This is a genomic window from Streptomyces sp. JLBJ103 (genome assembly GCF_058215575.1).
In genome coordinates, this window is record NZ_CM177089.1 from 290,876 (window position 1) to 312,970 (window position 22,095).

The window sequence follows — 22,095 nt, forward strand, 5'->3', positions numbered from 1 at the left end:
CGAGCGAGGACCTAGACCGGCTGCCGCAGGGCGGTGAGCACATCCGCCGTGGGGCCGGAGTGTTCCAACAGCGCCAGATCGCGCAGCTGACGGCTCGTTTCCCGGTCGACCAGGGGATCGGTGTGCGCGTCCGGCGCCGGGTGGGTGGTGGCGGACGGGCGGTGGTGGGCGGATGCCAGCGCGGTGTCCCGGCCGTAACGCAGACAGTGGTGTGCTTCCAGAACCCCACCGTGGACGGCGACATGGCAGGCATTGGCCACGGCCCATGCGGCATGGACGGCGTTCTCCACCAGCGGCGTGGCGGCGCCGTTCGCCACTCGCCAGGTCTCCCCCGCCGAGGTACCCGCGAGCCGATGGCCGTAGTCGACGGCGACGAACGCCTGATCCAGGCAGGCCGTGCCCATGGTGACGATGTCGAAGGCGGTTCCGTGGCCCAGCAGGTCCCAGACACCGTCCAGGGCGCTGTGCAGCACCGGTGGATCCCCACGCCCGGTCCGTTCATGGAACACCCGGAAGTGCGGAAGCAGACGGTGGGCCACCGACGCCGCCAGCGCCGCCCGGCCCGCCGGAGCCAAACCCTCGAGCCGCCGCGTCATACGGCGTTCTTCCTCGAGAAACCCGGCCATGCGGCCCCTGTCACCCTCTTCGTCCACGGGGTCAGCCTAGACGCCATTCGCCCCCCCGGACGCTGCGAGCGGTCGAAACCCACCGGCGCACCGCTGGTTGCCCTCGCCCGACATCCGCACACCGGCGTGCGCCCGGCCGCAACACGCGGCGACGTTTGCTACCGGGCCAACTGGTAACGCGGAGACCATGGCCGAAACGAAGAACACACGCACCACTGCCCGGAACGCCACCGCACACGCGAAGGCCACCGCCGCCAAGGCCAAGGAGACGACCGCCTCCCAGGCCAAGGAGGCGACGAACAAGGCCAAGGACACCGCGAAGGAGGCAGGAAACGCGACCGCACGGACCGCGAGTCGCGCCACACACGCCGCCGCGGACAAGGCACACACCGCTGCCGAAAAAGCCGTCGCCACCAGCCGTACCGTGGCGGTCGAGGCACCCAAGAAGGCCGCCGCAGCGGCCGGTTCCGCCTGGATGGTGGTGAAGGCGCGGAAGGTCCTGACCGCCGCCACCGGTGCCGGGGCCGCCGCGACGGCCGCCGCGGTGGTTGTCCTCCGCCGCCGTGCCGCTCGTCGACGCCGCCCTCTGGCACGGCTGACCGGCAGCCGACTCGGCGCCTGAGGCCGACTGCCGGCACACGGTTTCCTTGCCGTGGGCCGCCGTTCGTTCCACGGCGCGCGTCCGGACACCACGTCCGACCGGGATCTACGATCTTCGCATGAGTGAATTGACCCCGGCAGCCGAGGAATTGAGGACCGCACGCCTGTCGCTGCGGCGTCCGGCCGAGACCGATGTCGACGCGATCTTCGCGATCTACCACGACCCCGCGACCTGCCTGCACAACCCCTCCGACGCACTCGTCCGGCGCGAGGAGGCCGAGGCGCTGTACCGGCGCTGGGACGACCAGTGGCAGCGGTGCGGATACGGCTACTGGGTCGTCCGGCGTCACGACTCCGACGAGCAACTGGGCTTCTGCGGCATCAAGCCCATGGAACTGCACGGCATGCGCGTCCTCAATCTCTTCTACCGCTTCGCCACTTCGACATGGGGTCAGGGCTTCGCCGGAGAGGCCGCCCCCGCGGTCACCGAGTGGGCATCCCGCCAGGTGCCCGAACTCCCGGTGATCGCCCGTGTCCGGCCCGCCAACATCGCGTCCCAGCGGGTGGCGCTCCGTGCCGGGCTGACCCGGGCGGAGCACCTCGACGACGCCGGGGAGGACGGCCCGGACCTGATCTACGTGGCGAAGCCGCCGAGCACTGAACACACGCATACCGCGCCGGACGGCGGAATGTTTCGCTAGGACGATGGACGTCTCTCCGGAAGAGATCTTCGGCAACTCGGACGTACCGGCGTGGCGCAATCGCGCGCTGCTCCTCTTCGACCGCGTACCGATCCCGGCCGCCGTGTGCCGTACCGACGGAACCGTCCTGCTGGCGAATGCCGCCATGGGCGCCGAGTGGCGTACCACCCCGGAGCGGCTCCGGGGCCGTGATGTGCTGGAGCTGTTCCACCCCCGTTCGGTGGAGCAGGTCCAGCGCGTCGTCGAGGCGATCCACCATGGGCATCGCTCCCGGTATCCGATCCTGGTGCAGTGGTCCGGACCCGACGGGCGCGAGCGGTACGGGGAGCTGACCGCGGACACCGTGAGCGACACACCCACGGCACCGCTGTGGCTGCTGGTGCTCCTGCGAGTGCTCGGCACCCGCGACACAGGCGAAGAGCCTCCACCACCGCCGACCGAGAAGGTCACCGCCATGGAGCGGGCCGTCCTGGCGCTCGCGGCGGGCGGCGCCACCACCGCCCAGATCGCCCGTGCGGTGGGCCTGACCACGGACGGGGTCAGCTACCACATCACCCGGCTCTCCCGCCGCTGGGGCGTGGCCAACCGTACGGCGCTGGTGGCCCGCGCCTATGTCCTGGGCGTCCTGGATCCCGCCGTCTGGCCCCCGACGGCAGCGCCACCCCGTGCTGAGTGGCGCCGTCCGGACGACCGCCGACCGTGAAACCTGCGCGGCGGGCTCACAGGTCTCCGCGCGGGGATACAGCGGCATCCGCCGCGGGGCAAGAGTCAGGACGCCCGGGTCACTACACATTCCGGTAGGAGCGAGTGTGCAGACGGCATGTCATGGGCCGCACGCTGGAGGAAATGCCGTACCAACGGCATCCATCCGCACGGCAGTTTCCGGCTTCCGGCGAAAGGCTCTCCATGACCGAGGTCATCCTCCCTCCGCACGGCGGCACCCACCCCGGCGTTCCCGTCGTCGACATCTCCGTCACCGGTATGACCGCCACCCCCACCCTGCTCGCCATGGACCAGGCGCGGCGCCACGGACCCGCCTTCGTCCAGCGCATACACGGCAACGACACCCTCTTCGTCAGCAGCCTGGAGCTGGTCACCGAGCTGGCCGACGAGCAGCGGTTCAGCAAGGCGGTCGGCCTGGGGCTGCGCTATGTGCGCGAGTTCACCGGCGACGGGCTGTTCACGGCCTTCAACGACGAGCCCAACTGGGCCAAGGCACATGACATCCTCATGCCCGCCTTCGCGCTGGGCTCGATGCGCACCTACCACCCGGTGATGCTGCGCGTCGCCCGCCGGCTGATCGCCACCTGGGACCGGCGCGCCGCCACCGGCACCCCCGTGGACGTGCCGGGCGATATGACCCGGATGACACTGGACACCATCGGCCTGGCCGGATTCGGGTTCGACTTCGGCTCGTTCGACAGCGAGGAGCCACATCCCTTCGTCGAGGCCATGGTGCGCTGTCTGGCCTGGTCGATGGCCGGGCTGAGCCGGAAACCGGGCGTCGACTACAGCGAGCGCGACGAGGCGTTCCGCCTGGACGCCCGTTACCTCGCCTCGGTGGTGGACGAGGTGATCGCCGCCCGCAACCACCAGGGCGGCGCACCGGACGAGGACCCCGATGACCTGCTGGGGCTGATGCTCCGGGCCTCGCACCCCGCCGACGGCACCACCCTGGACGAGGAGAACATCCGCAACCAGATCATCACCTTCCTGATCGCGGGGCACGAGACGACCTCCGGCACCCTGGCGTTCGCCCTCCACTACCTGGCCAAGCACCCGACCGTGCTGGACCTGGTACGGCGCGAGGTGGACGGGCTGTGGGGCGCCACTGCCGACCCCGAGCCGACCTTTGAGGACATCGGCAGGCTGCGCTACACCCGGCAGGTGCTCAACGAGTCGCTGCGGCTGTGGCCCACCGCCCCCTCGTTCAACCGCACACCACACCAGGACACCCTGCTGGGCGGCCGGATCCCGGTGCGCGCCGGACAAGACGTCCGGGTGCTCACCCCGATGCTGCACCGCGATCCGGTCTGGGGCGACAACCCTGAGCTGTTCGACCCCTCCCGGTTCTCCCCCGAGGCGGAGGCCGCGCGTTCACCGCATGCGTTCAAGCCGTTCGGCACCGGTGAACGTGCCTGTATCGGACGGCAGTTCGCCCTCCACGAGGCAACCATGCTGCTCGGCATGCTCGCCCACCGCTATCGGCTGATCGACCACGACAACTATCGGCTGCGCATCAAGCAGACTCTCACCATCAAACCCGAGGGCCTCACCCTGACCCTCGTACCGCGTACCGCCGCCGAGCGCGCCCATGGTGGCACCGGGCTTCCCACCGCCACCGCCCCGCACATCGGCCCCGCGGCCGACGGTTCGCTGCCCACCCGCGTACGGCCGGACACCGGACTGCTGCTGCTCCACGGCTCCAACTACGGAACCTGCCACGATTTTTCGGCCCGGCTCGCCGACACCGCCGCAGAACTCGGCTGCGATACGGCGTCCGCTCCGCTGGACACCCACACCGGCGCACTGCCCACCGACCGGCCCGTGGTCATCACCGCCGCCTCCTACAACGGGCAGCCCACGGACGACGCCTCCGCCTTCGTGCGGTGGCTGGAGAACGCCTCGCCCGGCGCTGCCGACGGTGTCACCTACGCCGTCCTGGGAGTCGGCGACCGCAACTGGTCCGCCACCTACCAGCGGATCCCCACCCTGATCGACGAACGGCTCGCGGCCCTCGGCGGCAGCCGCCTGCTGGCGCGTGCCGAGGCCGATGCCTCGGGTGATCTGGGCGGATCGGTGAAGGAGTTCACCGACGCGCTGCGCACGGCCCTGCTGGAACGCTCCGGGGATCCGGCCACCGTCGGCAGCCCGGACAAGGAGCCGGCCGACGACGGCCCCGGCTACACGGTCACCGAGGTGACCGGCGGTCCGCTGGACGCGCTGGCCGCCCGGCACGGGATGGCGGAGCTGACGGTCACCGGCGCGGGCAGCCTCAGCGACCCCGCGTACCCACGTGTGAAACGGCTGGTCCGGCTGGCTCTTCCGGACGGTATGGCCTACCGCACCGCGGACCATCTGACGGTACTCCCGGCCAACGCCCCCGACCTCGTGGCACGCGCCGCCCGGGTCCTGGGCATCGGCCCGGACACGGTCGTCCACATCACTCCGCGCCGTGCGCGCCACGACGGACTCGCCATCGACCGGCCGCTCACCGTCCGCGAGCTGCTCACCCGCCATGTCGAACTCCAGGACCGCCCCACCGCCGACCAGCTCGCCACACTGGCCGACCTCAACCCCTGCCCGCCGGAACGGAAGGAGTTGCTGAGGCTGGCCGAGGACACGGCGGCGCGCTCCGCCGACCACCGCACCGTGCTGGATCTGATCGAGGACCACCCGGCCCTGCGAGAGGCCCTCACCCTGCCGGTGGCACTGGAACTGCTGCCGGCGATCCGGCCCCGCCACTACTCCATCTCCTCCTCCCCCGCCGTGGACCCGGACGGTGTCGACCTGATGGTCTCGGTGCTCCGGGCACCCGCGCGCTCCGGCCGCGGCACCTTCCAGGGCACCGGCTCCGGCTACCTGGCCTCCGTGCGCCCCGGCGACACCGTGCTGGCCCGTGTCCAGCCGTGCCGTGAGGCGTTCCGGATCCGCCCCGGCACAAAGACCCCCGTCCTCATGATCGCGGCGGGCACCGGACTGGCCCCGTTCCGCGGCGCCATCGCCGACCGCCACGCCCTGGTGGCGACCGGTGCCGAACTCGCTCCGGCGCTGTGCTACTTCGGCTGTGACGCTCCGGACGCCGACTTCCTGCACGCCGAGGAGCTGCGCACCGCGGAGCGGGCCGGTGCCGTCTCACTGCGACCCGTCTTCAGTGCGGCACCGGTCGACGGGTTGCGGTTCGTCCAGGACCGGATCGCCGCCGAGGGTGAGGAGGTGTGGCGGCTGCTGACCGCGGGGGCGACGGTCTATGTGTGCGGTGACGGCGGCCGTATGGCACCGGGTGTGCGCGACGCGTTCCGGGCGCTGTACACGCGCCACACTCCGGGCGCCGGGGAAGACGAAGCCCGCGACTGGTGGCGGGAGTTGACGGTCCAGGGCCGGTACGTCGAGGACGTCTACGCGGGCTGAGGGCTACTCAGTTCGCCCTGCGGCCGGAGCAGCGTTGCGCACCGCGGCCCCGGCCACCCGGGGCATGCCGGGTGCGGCCGCACGGAACACGGCGAACGCCATGACGACTGTCCAGACCTGGGGCGCGAACGCCGCGACCCGCTCCATACCACCGAGACCGATACCGGGGTCGTGCTGGCCGCAGAACATCCAGGCCCCGGTCAGGGCGGTGGCGGCGATGGCGAGGGTCACGGCCCGCATCCGCCCGAGCGGGGAGTTCTCGCGGACGCATCCGGCGCACAGGAGCCCGATGTTGCCGAGGCCCATGATGAGGAGCGCGCCCAGGACGTGCAGATCCTCATTGACGTCGGCGGGCACCATTCCCACCAGGACCCAGCCTCCGGCGCAGATGACGAACAGGATCCGTGCGGTTAACGCCATCGCTCCGCGGCCCCAGGCGAATCCGGTCAGCAGTACTCCGATGAGCAGCAGGACGCCCTGGACGGCGAACGAGGTGTTCATGAGGCCGTGCAGGGGTGAGCAGACGTAGCGGGGACGGGACTCGTCCCATACCCGGCAGTGGACATTGCCCAGATCACTGATGTTGTTGCTCTTCCAGCTGTAGGGCGTGTGCCAGCGGGATCCCACGATCAGCTGGACGACCAGGAACTGTGCCGCGTTCAGGATCCAGGCGGCGGCGCCGATTCTGGCGGCCAGTTTCCCACGGGTCCCGGGGGTCGATACGAACGTCGGCTTCACGACTGCCTCTCCGTACTGATGCTTGGATCGCGACTGATGGTTCGATTTATGGTTCGATCGCGCGCCCGCGGAGCGCGGGACGGTCGTGTGTCACGTTCGCAGCCGGGGCCGGTCCGCACATCGCTGTGGAGAGTGAAGTGCGCACCCTCTGGATAGGGATAGCGCTCTGGCTCTTCCGGGGGAGATCAGCCGCTCAGGGGGTGGCGGCCGGTGTCCGTGGCGGTGTGGGCCGCGCGTCACCTGTCCGTGGATGCCGAGCGTCGTCGGGCCCGCTGATCGGCGTCGGGGCGGGCACGCTCGTAAGCTCGGAGTATGCGCATCGTCTCCCTGCTTCCGGCCGCCACCGACATCGTGGCCGAGCTCGGTCTGCTCCCGGACCTGGTGGGCCGTACCCACGAGTGCGACTGGCCCGAGAGCGAGATCGACCGGGTACCCGTGATCACCGCGGCCGAACTGACCACCGACGCCATGACGAGCCGTGAGATCTCCGATGCGGTCGGCGGCGCCACCCACCGGGGCTCGTCGCTGTACACCCTGGACACCGGGGCACTCGCCGGCCTGGCCCCGGATGTGGTGCTCACCCAGGATCTGTGCGAGGTGTGCGCGGTCTCCTACGAGACCGTGTCGCGGGCCCTGCGGGTGCTCGAGGGCGGTCCGCGGGTGCTCAGCCTGGAGCCGCGCACACTGGACGACGTCCTGGACTGCCTGCTCCGGGTCGGGCGGGAGCTGGGTGTTCCGGACGTCGCGGAGGCACGGTGCCGTGTGCTGCGGGACCGGCTGACCGCGGTGGAGCGGGCCACCGCGGGGCGCCCGCGCCGCCGGGTGGCCGCCATCGAATGGCTGGACCCGCTGTGGCCCGCGGGCCACTGGGTCCCCGACCAGATCCGGTACGCCGGCGGCGAGCCACTGCTCGCGGCGGCGGGCGAGCACACCGCGCCGGTGGAGTGGGAGACGGTACGGGCCGCGAGGCCGGAGGTCATCGTGCTGATGCCATGCGGCTTCAGCCCCGAACGCACTGAAGCCGAGCGGGAGTTGCTGTTCCGGCTGCCCGGCTGGGACGAGCTGCCCGCCGTGGGCGCGGGGGAGGTGTGGGTGGTGGACGGCCCGGCGTACTTCAACCGGCCGGGGCCGCGTGTGGTGCGCGGCGCCGAGGTCCTGGCCCATGTGCTGCACTCCGCCACCTCCGGTGAACCGGTCACCGGTGGCGAGGCGCGCCGGGTGGCACTGGGCTGAAGGCGGGGCGCGGCAGGGGCCTTCGCCCTGCCCCCGGCCGCGTGTTCGGGGCTGCTCAGCGCTGGTTGTCGGACGTCGGCTGGAGATGGTCCTTCCACAGTTCGCGCTCGGTGCCGCGCGGGTCGTTGACGACTTCGATCGACGGCTCGTTGTTGTGCTCGAAGACCATGACGGGCCGCTGGACGGTGTCGTACGGTGCCCAGGCGGCCGGCTCGCCGCTCCGTGCGAACTCCACCCAGCGTCCGTGCAGTGCGTCGGCGAGCTCCTGGGGCGGGCTGTCACCGGTGAACATCGCACTGTCGGGGTTGTCGGGTGTGTCCCAGGCGAACGGCAGCGGCAGGCTGTGGCAGGCACCGAGCTTGACCCCGACCAGATTGGGCGCGGTGTCAGTGCGCCAGCCGAACTCGAAGAGATACGTGGCGGCGGAGGCGTCGGCTCGGGCTTCCGCGGCCCGGATCGTGGGGATGCGGAACATCCGGTCGGTGAGCACCGCGCAGGCGATACCCGAGGGCATGTTGCGTACGAAGGGCTGGACGCTGGTCTCGGCGTAGCGGTCGTAGAAGTCGCCCGGAACGCCGTACGCCGCCAGGCGGTCGCGGAACGGTTTCTCATCGGGCCATGACACCAGCGAGGTGGGCACCACGAAGATGCGGAACTCTTCGGTGGTGGTCCCCATGAGCAGGGGAACCTCACCTCCGGCCCCTCCGGCGAGCGCGTCGATCGGCGCGCGGTGGAGGAGTTCGCCGTCGATGACGGGCATGAAGCCCAGCCCGCAGGAGGCGATGGTGGACGCGCCGAACCGCTCGGCGTCGGTGGTGGCGGCGATGTCCTCGCTGACGGCCTCCTGGGCGAGGAGGAGGTCGTCGACCGGTACGGCGGCCAGGGCCTCGGCGGTCGGCTCGATCCGCAGCCGCTCGGCGACCTCGGCAGCGACCAGGGCGGCGTCCTCGCGGGTCTGCGCGATATGGGCCGAACCGCTCTCGACGATGGCCTTGTGAAAGAGGCCGGTACCCAAGGAGAGCAGGGTGAGCACGCTCATCCCCCCGGCGGACTCGCCCGCGACCGTGATGTTGTCGGGGTCACCGCCGAATGCCGCGATGTTGTCCCGCACCCATTCCAGAGCGGCGATCTGATCGAGCAGCCCGCGGTTGGCGGGTACGGGGGCATCCGCGACATAGCCGAACCCCTCGACGCCGAGGCGGTAGTTGACGTTCACGCAGACCACGCCGTCGCGGGCGAAGGTGGCGCCGTTGTAGCCGGTCACGGCGTTGGATCCGGTGGTGAAACCGCCACCGTGGATCCACACCAGCACCGGCGCACCGGCGCCGCAGTTCGCGCGGGGGTCGGGTGTCCACACGTTGAGGTTGAGATACTCCTCGCCCACGACGACCGGGTTGGGGAAGAGCTCGCCCAGCTTCCCCTTCAGCGGCAGCTGAGGTGCGGTGGCACCGAACGTGTGGGCGGCCCGCACACCGGTCCACGACGCGGGTGGCTCGGGTGCCGCGAACCGCTTGACACCTTGCGGCGCAGCGGCGTACGGGATGCCGAGGAAACGGGCGATCCCGTTCTCGACGAGGCCGGACACTGTGCCGTATACGGTCTCGACGTTGAGGGTGGTGCTCTCGGACATACAGCTCCAGGGCCGAATGCCAAGGGCGCGCCCCGTACGCGGACGGCCCTGCCCCGCACGGCTCGACCCGGGGTGATCTGTCCGCCCCGAGCGACCAGACAGCTACCCGGTGCCACTGATCGACAACCCAACGTGACTACGCCGGGCCTTCGTTGGCCGGAAGTCGACCTGAGGCCGGGGGCTCTCACGCGTCAGGAGCGGGGGCCGGCGGTGTCATACCGCCGCGGCGGGCTTGATGTTCTGGTTGGCGTGGAAGAGGTTGTCGGGATCGTAGGCGCGCTTGATGCGGGCGAGGCGGTCGTAGTGGTCGCGGTAGGTGGCGCGGACCCGCTCCTGCCCCTCCCCCGCGCCCATGAAGTTCACATACGAACCCCCCATCGAGTACGGGTGCATCTCCTCCCAGTAGTCGACGCACCACTGCCTGATGGTCCCGGCGTTGGCCGGGTCGGGGTCGACACCGGCGAAGACACCGGACCAGACGGCGTCGCGGTAGCTCCAGGCCGTGTCGTCCGGGCCGGGCTGGTGGGCGACGGCGTCGACCGGATAGAGGTGCATCAGCGAGAGCGGTGTGGGGAGGTTCTCGCCGTACTTCTGGTGCACATCCATGGCGGCGTCCGGGATGTCGTCGAAGAAGTCGCCGCGCCAGTACCACTGGTACCCGCTGGGGATCACCACGTCGAGCATGCTCTGCAACGCGGTGTAGGGCATCGGTGCCGTGAAGTGGAAGGCCGGGGGGCCGGGCTCCCGCACCGAGGTGAACGCCTCCTCGAAGTGGTCCAGATCCCCGGTGTGACACCACACCACACCGCACATCTTCTGTCCGTGGATCTCCTCGGGGAACGGCGGGCCGGGCGGAATGGAGATGAGGGCGAAGAAGCCGTACACGTCATCCGGCGCCTGCGGCAGGAACTCGCGGTACCAGGTGAGTACGTCGCGGGTGCGGTCGACCGGCCAGACGGTGATGGCCACCCCGACGGTGTCCACCGGGTGGAGCCGGTAGGTGAAGGAGGTCACGATGCCGAAGTTGCCGCCGCCACCGCGCAACGCCCAGAACAGATCGGGGTGTTCGGACTCGCCGGCCGTGACGAAGCTGCCGTCGGCCAGAACGACGTCGGCGGACAGCAGATTGTCCGCGGTGAGGCCGTACCTGCGGGTGAGGTAGCCGTGGCCACCGCCGAGGGTCAGACCGCCGACACCGGTCATGGAGATGATGCCGGTGGGGGTGGCGAGTCCGAAGGCATGGGTGGCGTGGTCGAGGTCGCCGAGGTGGCTGCCACCGCCGACCTGGGCGGTCCTGGCGACGGGGTCGACCCGTACCCCCGCCATCGGCGACAGATCGATGGTGACACCGTCGTCCACGAGACAGAGACCGGGCCCGCTGTGTCCGCCGCCCCGGACGGCGAGTTCCAGTCCGTTGTCGCGGATGAAGGTGACCGCGGCCATCACATCGGCGGCGTCCGCGCAGGACACGAAGGCGGCCGGGTGTCGGTCGATCATGGCGTTGTACACCTGGCGGGTCCGGTCGTACCCGGCGTCCTGCGGGCCGATCACCGGCCCGCGCAAGGTGGTCCGCATCGCTTCCAGAGTTCCGGCGTCCATGGCGATCTCCTGGTTGTGCGCCGGCGCTCAGACACCCGTCAGCGGCCCGACGGGCAAGCGCACGCCGCAGGGCTGACACTTCCAGGATCGCGTCGGCCGCGGGGCCGCGCAATTCCAGGGGCCGCCCGCTGACCAGGGGCCCGATACACACAGCACGGCGTCGGATGCCTACGCGGGGTGGCCCGTTCATGGGTCTCGGGTCGACCGACGGCGTCGATGGCCACGTCCGCGCCGTGGCCGGGGCGGTTCCCCACCGCCGTCCGGTCCGTCCGGTGCGGCGGGGGCATGTCCTATCCTCATGGCGTGACACGCAGCCGCAAGGACCCGAGTCTGCGCCGGGGCGAGATCCTTCGCGCCACCGTCTCCCAGATCAAGAAGCAGGGCATCCATCCGCTGCGCATCTCCGACGTGGCACACGAACTGTCGGTGAGCCCGGCCCTGGTGATCTACCACTTCCAGAACAAGGAAACCCTCATCGCCGAAGCCTTCGCCTGGGCCGTACAGCGCGAGCTGGACCATCTGGACCACCTCACCGCCGGACTGCCCACCGCGCTGGAACGGCTGCGCACGGCCCTGGACTGGTACGCGCCGACCGGGCAGGCCAAGGGCTGGATCCTGTGGATCGAGGGCTGGGCGGGAGCACTGCGCGAGCCGGCCCTGCGCAAGGTCGGACGGGAACTGGATCTGCGCTGGAAAGAGGCGCTGACCGCGATCATCCAGGACGGCGTGGACAGCGGGGAGTTCACCACCGACGATCCGCGGGGCGCGGTGTGGCGGATCACCGCCCTGCTGGACGGGGTGGCCGTGCAGACCATCGTTCACCGCGACACCCAGGACCGTAAACAGGCGGCCGACTGGTCACGCCAGATCGTCGCCCGTGAGCTGGGACTCAAGAACACCGACCTGGAGCACGGCTGAGCGGTCGGGACTCGGTAGCCACCGGCGCGGACCGCGGTAACTCCGGTGTGCCGGCGCGGCCTTCTCCCTGCGCGGCACACACGTCGCACGACCGGATGGCATTGACAAGGGCGGAACGCGTACTACATGGTCATTCAGTAACCGATAGGCCCGCGGGCCACGCGGCAGGGGCATCCCGCGCCCCGGCCGCCAAGTCTTCGCTCCTCACCACATGTAGTTCCCGAGCTCCTGCTCCCCCCACCGCGACTCCCCCGTCGAAAGACCGATCCCCGTACCCCGACCCACACTGAACACGCATTCAGTGATGAGGTGCCCGTAGTGGACAGAAGCCATGACAGCGACCCCCTTGAGCACGCCTCCCCTCGCCGGTACCGCACAGCCGCATCTCCAGCTGATCTGGACCGACCCGGTCACCGGGCGGCGCGGCTTCGTTGTCATCGACCGACTGATCCGCGGCGTGGCCAGTGGCGGACTGCGGATGCGCGAGGGCTGCACCCTGGACGAAGTGCGCGGCCTGGCGGCCGGGATGACCCGCAAGGAAGCACTCCACTACGACCCGGACAGCCGCTACGTCCCGCTCGGCGGGGCCAAGGGCGGTATCGACTGTAGTCCGCACGATCCGCGGGCCCGCGCGGTCCTCGCCCGCTTCCTGGAGGCCGTGCGCTGCGTGCTGGAACACCACTGGACCACCGGTGAGGACCTCGGGCTGCGTCAGGACACCATCGACGACGCCATCGCCGAGGTCGGGCTGGCCAGTTCCATCCAGGCCATCTACCCCCTGCTGGACGACGCGGCCCAGGCACGGCAGCGGCTGGCGGACGCCTTCGCCATCGAGGTCGACGGGGTGCCACTGCCCGAACTGGTCGGCGGCCTGGGGGTGACCGAATCGGCCCTCACCGCACTGGATCTGATCGCCGTCGCCCACGGTGCGGCACGCGCGGTCGTCCAGGGATTCGGCTCGATGGGCGGTGCGACCGCCCGCTATCTGGCCCGAGCGGGTGTCACGGTGGTCGCGGTGGCCGACGCACACGGTGTCATCGCCAACCCGGACGGTCTGGACGTCGAACACCTGCTGCGCACCCGTGACCCCCTCGGCGGGATCGACCGCACCCAGCTGCGGCCCGGGGACCGCGAAGCCGACGGCGACTCCTGGCTCGGCATCGACTGCGATGTCCTGGTGCCCGCCGCGGTCTCCTACTGCATCGACGCGGTCAACCAGGCCCGGATCAGCGCGCGTGTCATCGCCGAGGCCGCCAACATGCCCACCCTTCCGCAGGCGGAGGCCGCGCTGCACGCACGTGGTGTGCGGGTGATACCGGACTTCGTCGCCAACTCGGCCACGAACGCATGGTGGTGGTGGACCCTCTTCGGCGACATCGGCGCCGACGCCGACCAGGCCGAGCGCAAAGTCCGCGAGTCCATGCGCCGGATCACCTCCGACATGCTCACCGATGCCCAGCGGTACGACATCACCCCGCGCGACGCCGCGCTCGGCGTCGTCGCGGACAAGATCGCCGCCATTGACACCCGCTTCGGCCCCGGCACCACCCCGGCCGATCCGACCCCTGCTGGAGGCAGCCATGCCGGAACACGTTGAACTGGCCGTGATCGGCGGGGGATTGATGGGGGCGGCAACCGCCTGGGCGGCCGCCCGCCGTGGGCTGTCGGTCCTGCTCCTGGAGCAGTTCGACGCGGACCACCACAACGGCAGCTCGCACGGCAGCGCGCGGATCGTTCGCCGCGCCTACGGCGACCCGATGTACACCCGGCTCACCGGGCGCGCCTTCGAGTTATGGCGCGAACTGGAACGCGACAGCGGTGTGCGGCTGCTGCGGATGCTGGGCGGGGTGGACTTCGGGGACCGCTCCTACGTCGACGCCGTCGCCGCACAACTCTCCGCCGCCACGGTGGAACACGAGGTGATGGACGCGCGCGAAGCGGAGCGCCGCTGGCCGGGGATGGCCTTCGAGGGGCAGGTCATCCACCACCCGCAGGCCGGAACGGTCGACGCGGCGGCGGCCCTGACCGCCTTCCTGGACGGCGCCGAACGACGCGCCGCCACCATCCGCTTCCGCACCGCGGCCCGCTCCCTCGAGGAAGGTCCCAGCGGTGTCCGCATCGTCCTCGACGACGCTGAGACGGTGATGGCCGAGCAGGTGGTGGTCGCGGCCGGGGGATGGGCCGCAGGGCTCCTGGGCGAGCATCTCCCGCTGCCCGCCCTGACCGTCACCCAGCAGGACGCCTTCCACTTCCCCCGTCTCGACCAGGCCGCCGACGCCTGGCCCAGCGTCATCCACGAACACCGCAACACGATCTACCATCTGGCCGGGGGCCGCGACGGCGGACCGGGGGACGACCGCAAGATCGGTGAACACTACGGCGGCCGCCGGACCACCGCCGACGGCCGGGACGGCATCGTCACTCCCGCCACACGCCAACGCGTGATCGAGTACGTCAAGCGGTGGCTTCCGGGACTGGATCCCGCGCCGCGGACCGAGACGACCTGTCTGTACACCACCACCCCGAGCGAGGACTTCCTCCTGGACCGGGTCGGATCGCTCATCGTGTGCTCACCCTGCTCGGGACACGGGGCGAAGTTCGCCCCGCTCATCGGTGAACTGACGGCGGACCTGGTGACCGGTGGCGAGGGACCGCCCGCCCGTTTCCGTCTCACCGCACACGCCCCCGGCCGGGGCTGACCGCCGGCGTGCCGTCGCGGACTGCTCCAGACTCCGCGCCGTAGCCGTGTGACACGGCGCCGTCGCTCCAGCCACGGCCGGGGCGACGGCACCGTCCCGTGCCCGCGCACACCACTGCGGCGATAGCCTTGCCGTCATGATCGGCACGACGGACGACGCGTTTCTCCATCCCATCGCCGACCGGCTCGCGGCCCTGCCGACGGTGTGCGCGGTGACCCTTGGCGGCTCACGGGCTGAGGGCAACCACACCCCGGACAGCGACTGGGACCTGGCCGTGTACTACCAGGGCGCCTTCGATCCGGATGCCTTGCGGGCCGTCGGCTGGGACGGTGAGGTGTCCGACCTCGGCGCCTGGGGCGGCGGGGTGTTCAACGGGGGTGCCTGGCTGACCATCGACGGGCAGCGCGTCGATGTCCACTACCGCGACCTCGACGTCGTCGAACACGAACTCACCGAGTCCCGGCAGGGCCGCTTCCACTGGGAGCCGCTCATGTTCCATCTCGCGGGCATCCCGAGCTATCTGCTGGTCGCCGAACTCGCCCTGAACACGGTGCTGCGCGGCTCCCTGCCCCGTCCCGCGTTCCCTGAAGCGCTGCGCGCGGCGGCCCCACCGGAGTGGCGAAGCCGGGCGGCCCTGACGCTCCAGTACGCCAGGGCGGCGTACACACCGCGCGGGCAGGCCACGGAGGTCGCCGGAGCGCTGGCCACCGCCGCGCTCCAGACGGGACATGCCGTGCTGGCGGCGCGCGGTGAATGGGTCACCAACGAGAAACGGCTCCTCCGACGGGCGGGATTGCGCGGCATCGACACGATCGTGGCGGGGCTGCGGCCGGAGCCCGCGGCCCTGGCGAAGGCGGTCGACGCGGCGGAAGAGCTGTTCGCGACCGCCGAGTGAGCCAGGCCCTGTCCTGCCAGCACACCGTGCGTTCACCTCGCCCGCGAGGCGGGTCCGCGCCTCGCGGGCGTTGTCAGGCTCAAGGCATTTCGAGGCGCTCGTCAGTAGGCCACCGTACCGAACCAGTGGAGATCCCCGCATGGCTCGCGGGTGTCACAGACCGCGGTGATGAACACCCTGTGTCGGCCCTGGACGGCCTGGATCTCGGCAGTGACATCCTCCTGCTCCCCGTCCGCGGGGACGGTGATGGTGGCCCACGGCTGACTGTCCAGGCAGTCGAGCCGGAACTCCAGCCGCGCTCCGCTCTCGCTGCCGTTGGACACCCGGGTGACCAGACGGCCGTCCCCTTTCCTGCCGAAGTCGACGCGGTCGTAGCGGAGTTGGTCCCCTTCGCTCAGGGAGCGCGCTGGTCGGTAGCCGGACTTGGACCCGGCGGTCCCCTTCTGTGCGGTGTACGCGTCGGCGTTCACCCGCAGGCGCACGGAGAGGGAGGGGCCACCGTCCGGAGGAGCCGTCACGCCAGGGTCCTGACCGCCCGGTCCGCAGGTGGCCGGTTCGGACGAGTCCATCCACCGCATCGCCAGGGTGCCGACAAGCGCCGTGGCCACGGTGATGCTCACCGCCGCAAAGACCGTTGTCCGGTGACGTGTTCCGCGCAGCCATGCCATCGCCTTCCGCACCGGCCCGACACCGCGGCGCCGGCGGCGGCCCGCACCCGGGGGACGGGCGGCCGACGCGGCGCGAACCGGCCGGTCCCTCGGTGGCGTACGGGCGGTGGCCTCCTTGTTCCGCCGGTACTCGTCCGCCTGCCACCACCCCAGCAACCGCAGTGGCAGATGCCGTGCCGCGCGGGCGTCGAGCCGCACCAGATCCTCGTAGCGGGCACGGCACCGGGGGCACGCGGCCAGATGTGCCGTGACCTCAGGTCCCGGCGGGCTGTAGAGAAGTCCGCCGTTGCCGCCGAGAACCTTGACGCAGTCCTCGCTGTCGGCCCGCTCGAGGTACAACTCCATCCGCGAGCGCCGCAGACCACGGTCGGCCGTGGCAAGACACTCCCGCAGCTGTCGGCCCGCAAGACCGGTGATGTCGGCCACGGCCGTCAAGTCGTCCTGTTCGACCAGGGTGTGCCACAACAGGCACTGCTCCAGCGGACTCAGCCCGTCGTACGCCACCTGCAACTGGCCGTCGTCGTGCATCGGCCACACCGAGCCGCTGGCGATCCATGCCATGAAACCGGACGAGAAGGCGTGCGGTTGCTTCAGTGCGTCGGCCACCGCGGCCAGCCGGGTGGACTCCAGAAGCTGCAATCGCACACATCCCGCGTGGCGACCGCGGTCCAGCGGATGCGATGAGGCCACCCGCTCCCCCAGCCTGGTGAAGGCCACCGACACCAGTTTGGCCGCGAGCCCCGGTGATGTGGTGCAGGTCAGCGCATAGGCGTGGACCGCCGCGTGATGGCGGTCGTACACCTCCCTGAACAGCGAGGTACGACCCCGCCGTACCGCCCGGAGCGCCGCCATGTCGCCGTCCGCGGACTCACGGACCAGCGACGCCATCGACGGCCGGTTCATCGTCCGCCACCCCTCGTTCCCCTCGCGGCCGGGCCGGAGCCGGTACCGTCACCGGCCACCGGGAGCGGCGCTCGGCCCGCTAACGCACACTTCGGGGAAACCCGTCCTATGAGGGTGTCTTTCATGGCCTTCCAGGCGAGCAATGGCATGGTTCAACCCCGATGGTGTCAGTTCTTCGCAGTGCCCGCCTGCCACGATTTCGCTGGGTGTCCATGCGCGAGTCGGGTGGTCATTTCGCGTACAACGTCGGCGCATGGCTTCCGGTCCGATGCGGACCGCCTCACGTCGGTGTGAGCGCGGCGTGGACGACGGCGGCTGGGGCAGCCAACTGCCGGTCCGATCGTGGGGGTTCTGGGGGTGCGTGGTCGTCCAGGAACACGCGTATCTTATGCGCCACACGTCGTTCTTTTCACCCGCCCACCAAGAAACTTTCCCAACTCGCCAGTATGGTTTCGGCATTGAAAGGCACGAGCGAGAAGTACGACCGAGAAAGTAATTTCGTTTTGAAACATCTGTGCTTCGCCAACACCGCATTTACCTCTGAGTAGCCCTGATGAACGATGGCGAGCGCGCTGTGCGCGGGCCGCGTGACGTCCGCGGCCCGCGCCGCCCCGGCCACCTGGCCCACCGTTCGGCACCGGACCGCCGCCGGGCGAAGCGGAGGGAACAACTCCCCCGCCCATGACGTTCCCCGGTCGAAGGAGGCGACGATGACTCACGCGGAGAACAATCGGAAGCAGCTCCAGGATGCCGCCGAGGAAGTGCGCCGTGCTCGCTTCGGCGCACTGCCGGAGCGCGTCCGCCCCGAGGAGATGGTCGAAGAGCGCCCGGCCGTGGCACCGGACCCGGCACGGGACGCCTACAACGACGAGGAGTGGATGGTTCGCTACGGGCTGTAGTCACACGTTTCTCATCGGGCCAGCAGATCCCTGAGGGCCTTGGTGACCTCCGCGGGTGTCTCCTCGGCCATGAAGTGTCCGCTGGTGACGGTGGTGTGACGCAGATCGGGCGCCCACGTACGCCACCGTCCCTCCGCGTCGAAGCCGAGGGCCGCACCCCAGTCCTGCTGGAGCACGGTCACCGGCATCCGCAGCCGGTGACCGGCGTCCCGGTCCGCCTGGTCGTGCTCGAGGTCGATTCCCGCGGAGGCACGATAGTCGGCGACGATCGAGGGCACGGCCGAGCGGCACGCGCCGAGATAGGCGGCGCGCACCTCAGCGGGGATGGCCCGCGGGTCATGGGTCCAGCTGTCGAGGAAGTGGCCGAAGAAGGCGTTCGGACAGCCGCTGATCAGCCGCTCGGGCAACCCCGGGGGCTGCGCCATCAGATACAGATGGAAACCGACGGCGGCAGCGGTCCCGTGCATCACCTCCCACATGTCCAGCGTCGGCAGCACATCGAGACAGGCCAGCTGAGTAATGACCGCCGGGTGGTCGAGTCCGGCACGGAAGGCCACCAGCGCACCGCGGTCGTGCCCGGCCAGCGCGACGCGCTCATGTCCCAGGGCACGGGCCAGAGCGACGATGTCGGCGGCCATCGTCCGCTTGGCATAGGTGGTCGCGTCAGTGGCCTCGGGTTTATCGCTGGCACCGTATCCGCGCAGGTCAGGGCAGATGACCGTGTGGTCGGCCACCAGGTCGGCGGCGACATGCCGCCACATCACATGGGTCTGGGGAAAGCCGTGCAGCAGCACGATCGCCGGACCCGAGCCCGCGACAGCCACGTTCAGGGACACCCCGTCGGTGACGGGAACACGCAGATACTCGAAACCGGCGATGGCGGTGGCGGTGGCGGTGGCGGACGTCATGGTGGTCGTTCTCTTTTCCGTGGATGACCGGGTGCCATCAGCCTGCCGGGCCCGGATGAGCATCCGATGAGCACGCTAGCGTGGGCACCGCCGACGGTGACCTGGAGTGTCCCGGGGTAACGGGCGCGAAGGAGGAGGTGGCCGGGGTGCGGGTCGTCTTCGGGGTGCTGGGTCCGGTGACGGCCTGGGACGGCGCCGGAAACACGATCGCCCTGAAGGGACCACGCCACCGTGCCGTGCTGGCCCGGCTGATCGTGGCCCGCGGGCGCGTCGTACCGGTGGACCGCCTGGCGGAGGATCTGTGGCCGGCCCCGCCCGCGGGTGCGGTGGGCGCGGTGCGCACCTTCGTGGCCGCACTGCGCCGTGCGCTGGAACCGCAGCGCCCGCCCCGCGCCCCGGCCCAACTGCTGGTGACGGAGGGCCCGGGGTACGCGTTGCGCGCGGAGCCGGACACGGTGGACGCATGGTCCTTTGAAGACGAGGTGTCCGCGGCCGCCACGCTCCCACCCGACGGCGCGCTCATGCGGCTGCACTCCGGGCTGGGGCGGTGGCGCGGCCCCGCCTACGCGGAGTTCGCCGAAGAGCTCTGGGCACGCGCGGAGCGCTCACGCCTCGCGGAGCTACGGCTGCACGCCGTCGAACGCCGGGCCGAAGCCCGCCTCGCCCTGGGGCGCGCCGGTGAGGTGGTGCCCGATCTGGACGCGCATGTCGTGGAGCATCCGTGGCGCGAGGACGCCTGGCGGCTGCTGGCCCTGGCGCTGTACCGCACTGGCCGGCAGGGCGACGCGCTGGCGGTGCTGCGGCGGGCACGCACCCTGCTGATCGAGCAGTTGGGGGTGGATCCAGGGCCGGGGCTGCGCCGTCTGGAGGCGGACATCCTCGATCACGCCGACCATCTGGAAGGTCACTCCGGCCACCTGGAAACCACCGGAGACCCCGCGTCCGCCGACGGGGCGGGTGCGGCGGCCGAGCGGGTGTGGGCCCGGGCCACCGCCGCGTACGACCGCGCCGTGGCATCCGGTGCGCGGACCCGGCTGGAGTCGACGGTCGACCTGCTGCGCCACCTCGCGGTGACCGGGGGCGGTGGTCTGGTGGCCGCTCGGGAACACCGGGTGGCGGCCATCGCGGCGGCCGAGGAACTGGGCGACACGGAGCTGACCGCCCGCGTGATCGGCGCGTACGACGTCCCGGCGATCTGGACGCGCTCGGACGATCCACACCAAGCCGCGTGGGTGGTCGCGGCGGCCGAGCGTACGCTGACCGCCCTGCCCTCGGACAGCCATCCGTCCGCGCGTGCCCGGTTGCTGGCCACGATCGCCCTGGAGTCGCGGGGCACCCGTGCGGCGCGCGGCCGCCGGGCCGCCGGGCAGGCGGAGCGGATCGCCCGCGAGCTGGACGACCCCGCACTGCTGGCCTTCGCCCTCAACGGCTCGTTCATGCAGGGCTGTTACCGCGCTGGACTGGCGCCGCGCCGGGACGGGATCGGCGCCGAACTGGTCGCCCTGTCCGCCCGGCACGGTCTGGCCACCTTCGAGGTGCTCGGCCACCTCATCCGCCTCCAGGCGCGCGGCGCGCTGGGCGACTTCGCCGGGGCCGACGGCCACGCGCACGCCGCAGACCGTCTGGCGGAGCGTCATGAGCTGCCGTTGGTGGCCGTGTTCACCCGGTGGTACCGGGTGCTGCGGCTCGCCGCGACCGGCGGCGCACCGGACGATGAGGTGGAGTCGGCCTACCGAGACGCCGCCGCCCGTCTGGACGGCGCGGGCATGCTCGGCCTGGAGCGGGGTCTGCTGCCGCTCGCGCTGCTGTCCGTGCGGCTGTGCGGGGGCTGTCCCGCCCCGGTCGACGAACACATCGACTGGGGTCCTTACGCGCCGTGGACCCGACCGTTGGTACTGCTGGCCCAAGGCCGCCACGATGAGGCCGCCGTGGCGCTGAGCGAAGCCCCGGAGCCGCCGCACGACCTGCTGTTCGAGTTTCTGTGGTGTCTGCTGGCCCATGCGGCCGTCGCCATCGGCGACCGGGAGACGATGGAGCGGGCACATCGTGAACTCGCCCCGGCAGCGGCGGAGTTGGCCGGGGCTGGCAGTGGGCTGCTGACCCTGGGGCCGGTCTCCCGCCATCTGAACGCCCTCACCGCTGCCCTCCGGCGCCTGCCATGAGCAGGCGGCGGCGTCAGCGCATGGCCACCAGAAGGTCCACCTCGTAAGCCTCCTCCACCCTCTCGTCCGGGAAGATCTCCCGCAGATGGGCGCGCTCCTCGGCGAGGAACGCCTGTGCGCCGGTTTCGCCGAGCACGAGGAACGCCGAATGAGTGGCGATGTTGGACAGATGCAGATCGAGGGAGACCGTACGGCTCCAGCGCACCTGGCGCCGTGTCGGGCGCAGCCCTTCGAGCCCCGCGAGCCGAGTGGCCTGGCTGTTGTCGTGGCGTGCCGCGGGAGGTGGTGTCACTCCGCAGTGGTGTGCGATGCGCTCGTGCTGCGCGGAGATCCACGGCACATCGGGGGCGGAGATGTTCCACCACAGGGCGAGCGCACCTCCCGGACGCAGCACACGCAGCGCCTCGGGAACGGAGCGGCCGGAGTCGGTCCAGTGCCACGACTGCGCGTAGGTGAGGAGGTCGAGGGAGGCATCGGCGAGCGGCAGCGCGTTGCCGTCGCCCCGTACGAGCGGCACATCGGGAAGGGCGGCACGGAACTCGGCGGCCATCCCGTCGCCGGGCTCGACGGCGATCACATCGGCGCCGCGCTCGCGCAGCAGAGCGGTGGCGATCCCGGTGCCCGCCCCGACATCGGCGACTCGGGCACCCGTGAGGGAACGTCCTATGAGCTCTTCGACAGCGTCGAAGAGGGCGGGTGGATAGGAGGGGCGGCTCGCGGCGTACTGGGCGGCGGCCATGTTGAAGGAGTGTGCACGCGAGGCAGTGGTCATCTCCCCATCCTCA

18 protein-coding genes are annotated in these 22,095 nt (G+C 70.9%); 11 read left to right on the plus strand and 7 right to left on the minus strand.

The features are described from left to right. Positions 1 to 11 precede the first annotated feature (11 nt). Complete coding sequence (locus AC4BEG_RS01180; RefSeq protein WP_490704022.1) at positions 12 to 653, minus strand: DUF416 family protein; 642 nt, start codon at positions 651 to 653, stop codon at positions 12 to 14. Between the two features lie 160 nt (positions 654 to 813). Here AC4BEG_RS01180 and AC4BEG_RS01185 point away from each other — a divergent pair, with 160 nt between their 5' ends. The 4 genes from AC4BEG_RS01185 to AC4BEG_RS01200 all read left to right on the plus strand — a co-directional run bounded on the left by AC4BEG_RS01185 (position 814) and on the right by AC4BEG_RS01200 (position 6,058). Then, entirely contained in the window at positions 814 to 1,248 is a 435-nt protein-coding gene (locus AC4BEG_RS01185; RefSeq protein ID WP_490704023.1) for a hypothetical protein, read from the plus strand. 97 nt (positions 1,249 to 1,345) lie between these two features. After that, the gene (locus AC4BEG_RS01190; RefSeq protein WP_490704024.1) at positions 1,346 to 1,927 is read left to right on the plus strand and encodes a GNAT family N-acetyltransferase; all 582 of its coding nucleotides are present in this window, start codon (positions 1,346 to 1,348) and stop codon (positions 1,925 to 1,927) included. Between the two features lie 4 nt (positions 1,928 to 1,931). Beyond that, on the plus strand, positions 1,932 to 2,630 hold the full coding sequence (locus AC4BEG_RS01195; RefSeq protein ID WP_490704025.1) for a LuxR C-terminal-related transcriptional regulator: 699 nt from the start codon (positions 1,932 to 1,934) through the stop codon (positions 2,628 to 2,630). 203 nt (positions 2,631 to 2,833) lie between these two features. Beyond that, positions 2,834 to 6,058: a bifunctional cytochrome P450/NADPH--P450 reductase gene (locus AC4BEG_RS01200; protein WP_490704026.1), complete on the plus strand. Its 3,225-nt coding sequence runs from the start codon at positions 2,834 to 2,836 to the stop codon at positions 6,056 to 6,058. Between the two features lie 3 nt (positions 6,059 to 6,061). Here the strand turns inward: AC4BEG_RS01200 and AC4BEG_RS01205 are convergent, their stop codons facing one another. Next, the gene (locus tag AC4BEG_RS01205; protein WP_490704027.1) at positions 6,062 to 6,796 is read right to left on the minus strand and encodes a DUF998 domain-containing protein; all 735 of its coding nucleotides are present in this window, start codon (positions 6,794 to 6,796) and stop codon (positions 6,062 to 6,064) included. A gap of 312 nt (positions 6,797 to 7,108) precedes the next feature. On the opposite strand from AC4BEG_RS01205, the gene AC4BEG_RS01210 reads away from it, so the two are divergent. Beyond that, positions 7,109 to 8,029: a cobalamin-binding protein gene (locus tag AC4BEG_RS01210; protein WP_490704028.1), complete on the plus strand. Its 921-nt coding sequence runs from the start codon at positions 7,109 to 7,111 to the stop codon at positions 8,027 to 8,029. Positions 8,030 to 8,084: 55 nt separating this feature from the next. On the opposite strand, the gene AC4BEG_RS01215 is transcribed toward AC4BEG_RS01210, so the two are convergent. After that, positions 8,085 to 9,659 (minus strand): carboxylesterase/lipase family protein, encoded by a 1,575-nt coding sequence (locus AC4BEG_RS01215; protein WP_490704029.1) that lies wholly within the window; start codon positions 9,657 to 9,659, stop codon positions 8,085 to 8,087. Between the two features lie 213 nt (positions 9,660 to 9,872). Beyond that, complete coding sequence (locus tag AC4BEG_RS01220) at positions 9,873 to 11,258, minus strand: FAD-binding oxidoreductase (protein ID WP_490704030.1); 1,386 nt, start codon at positions 11,256 to 11,258, stop codon at positions 9,873 to 9,875. 303 nt (positions 11,259 to 11,561) lie between these two features. Here AC4BEG_RS01220 and AC4BEG_RS01225 point away from each other — a divergent pair, with 303 nt between their 5' ends. From AC4BEG_RS01225 to AC4BEG_RS01240, 4 genes are all read left to right on the plus strand, one after another. Beyond that, on the plus strand, positions 11,562 to 12,176 hold the full coding sequence (locus tag AC4BEG_RS01225) for a TetR/AcrR family transcriptional regulator (protein ID WP_490704031.1): 615 nt from the start codon (positions 11,562 to 11,564) through the stop codon (positions 12,174 to 12,176). Between the two features lie 346 nt (positions 12,177 to 12,522). After that, the gene (locus AC4BEG_RS01230; RefSeq protein ID WP_490704032.1) at positions 12,523 to 13,773 is read left to right on the plus strand and encodes a Glu/Leu/Phe/Val dehydrogenase dimerization domain-containing protein; all 1,251 of its coding nucleotides are present in this window, start codon (positions 12,523 to 12,525) and stop codon (positions 13,771 to 13,773) included. After that, positions 13,757 to 14,875: an FAD-dependent oxidoreductase gene (locus AC4BEG_RS01235; protein ID WP_490704033.1), complete on the plus strand. Its 1,119-nt coding sequence runs from the start codon at positions 13,757 to 13,759 to the stop codon at positions 14,873 to 14,875. The genes AC4BEG_RS01230 and AC4BEG_RS01235 overlap by 17 nt, the downstream gene beginning before the upstream one ends. Before the next feature lie 136 nt (positions 14,876 to 15,011). Next, positions 15,012 to 15,770: a nucleotidyltransferase domain-containing protein gene (locus tag AC4BEG_RS01240; protein ID WP_490704034.1), complete on the plus strand. Its 759-nt coding sequence runs from the start codon at positions 15,012 to 15,014 to the stop codon at positions 15,768 to 15,770. Positions 15,771 to 15,871: 101 nt separating this feature from the next. Here AC4BEG_RS01240 and AC4BEG_RS01245 read toward each other — a convergent pair whose 3' ends face one another. Continuing rightward, positions 15,872 to 17,341 (minus strand): carbohydrate-binding protein, encoded by a 1,470-nt coding sequence (locus AC4BEG_RS01245; protein ID WP_490704035.1) that lies wholly within the window; start codon positions 17,339 to 17,341, stop codon positions 15,872 to 15,874. Between the two features lie 710 nt (positions 17,342 to 18,051). On the opposite strand from AC4BEG_RS01245, the gene AC4BEG_RS01250 reads away from it, so the two are divergent. Further along, positions 18,052 to 18,240, plus strand: coding sequence for a hypothetical protein (locus tag AC4BEG_RS01250; RefSeq protein WP_490704036.1), 189 nt, complete (start codon positions 18,052 to 18,054; stop codon positions 18,238 to 18,240). A gap of 11 nt (positions 18,241 to 18,251) precedes the next feature. Here the strand turns inward: AC4BEG_RS01250 and AC4BEG_RS01255 are convergent, their stop codons facing one another. After that, entirely contained in the window at positions 18,252 to 19,148 is an 897-nt protein-coding gene (locus tag AC4BEG_RS01255; RefSeq protein ID WP_490704037.1) for an alpha/beta fold hydrolase, read from the minus strand. Between the two features lie 146 nt (positions 19,149 to 19,294). Between AC4BEG_RS01255 and AC4BEG_RS01260 the strand changes: the two genes are divergently transcribed. Beyond that, positions 19,295 to 21,310: an AfsR/SARP family transcriptional regulator gene (locus AC4BEG_RS01260; protein ID WP_490707328.1), complete on the plus strand. Its 2,016-nt coding sequence runs from the start codon at positions 19,295 to 19,297 to the stop codon at positions 21,308 to 21,310. A 13-nt stretch (positions 21,311 to 21,323) separates the two neighbouring features. Here AC4BEG_RS01260 and AC4BEG_RS01265 read toward each other — a convergent pair whose 3' ends face one another. Beyond that, positions 21,324 to 22,082: a class I SAM-dependent methyltransferase gene (locus tag AC4BEG_RS01265; RefSeq protein WP_490704038.1), complete on the minus strand. Its 759-nt coding sequence runs from the start codon at positions 22,080 to 22,082 to the stop codon at positions 21,324 to 21,326. Positions 22,083 to 22,095: the final 13 nt, after the last annotated feature.

Bases quoted from the DNA above. Each gene is read 5' to 3' on its own strand.
- AC4BEG_RS01265 (WP_490704038.1), bottom strand. From the start codon at position 22,082: ATGACCACTGCCTCGCGTGCACACTCCTTCAACATGGCCGCCGCCCAG.
- AC4BEG_RS01240 (WP_490704034.1), top strand. From the start codon at position 15,012: ATGATCGGCACGACGGACGACGCGTTTCTCCATCCCATCGCCGACCGG.
- AC4BEG_RS01235 (WP_490704033.1), top strand. From the start codon at position 13,757: ATGCCGGAACACGTTGAACTGGCCGTGATCGGCGGGGGATTGATGGGG.
- AC4BEG_RS01220 (WP_490704030.1), bottom strand. From the start codon at position 11,258: ATGGACGCCGGAACTCTGGAAGCGATGCGGACCACCTTGCGCGGGCCG.
- AC4BEG_RS01255 (WP_490704037.1), bottom strand. From the start codon at position 19,148: ATGACGTCCGCCACCGCCACCGCCACCGCCATCGCCGGTTTCGAGTAT.
- AC4BEG_RS01200 (WP_490704026.1), top strand. From the start codon at position 2,834: ATGACCGAGGTCATCCTCCCTCCGCACGGCGGCACCCACCCCGGCGTT.
- AC4BEG_RS01195 (WP_490704025.1), top strand. From the start codon at position 1,932: ATGGACGTCTCTCCGGAAGAGATCTTCGGCAACTCGGACGTACCGGCG.
- AC4BEG_RS01190 (WP_490704024.1), top strand. From the start codon at position 1,346: ATGAGTGAATTGACCCCGGCAGCCGAGGAATTGAGGACCGCACGCCTG.
- AC4BEG_RS01245 (WP_490704035.1), bottom strand. From the start codon at position 17,341: ATGAACCGGCCGTCGATGGCGTCGCTGGTCCGTGAGTCCGCGGACGGC.
- AC4BEG_RS01215 (WP_490704029.1), bottom strand. From the start codon at position 9,659: ATGTCCGAGAGCACCACCCTCAACGTCGAGACCGTATACGGCACAGTG.
- AC4BEG_RS01250 (WP_490704036.1), top strand. From the start codon at position 18,052: ATGACTCACGCGGAGAACAATCGGAAGCAGCTCCAGGATGCCGCCGAG.
- AC4BEG_RS01185 (WP_490704023.1), top strand. From the start codon at position 814: ATGGCCGAAACGAAGAACACACGCACCACTGCCCGGAACGCCACCGCA.
- AC4BEG_RS01210 (WP_490704028.1), top strand. From the start codon at position 7,109: ATGCGCATCGTCTCCCTGCTTCCGGCCGCCACCGACATCGTGGCCGAG.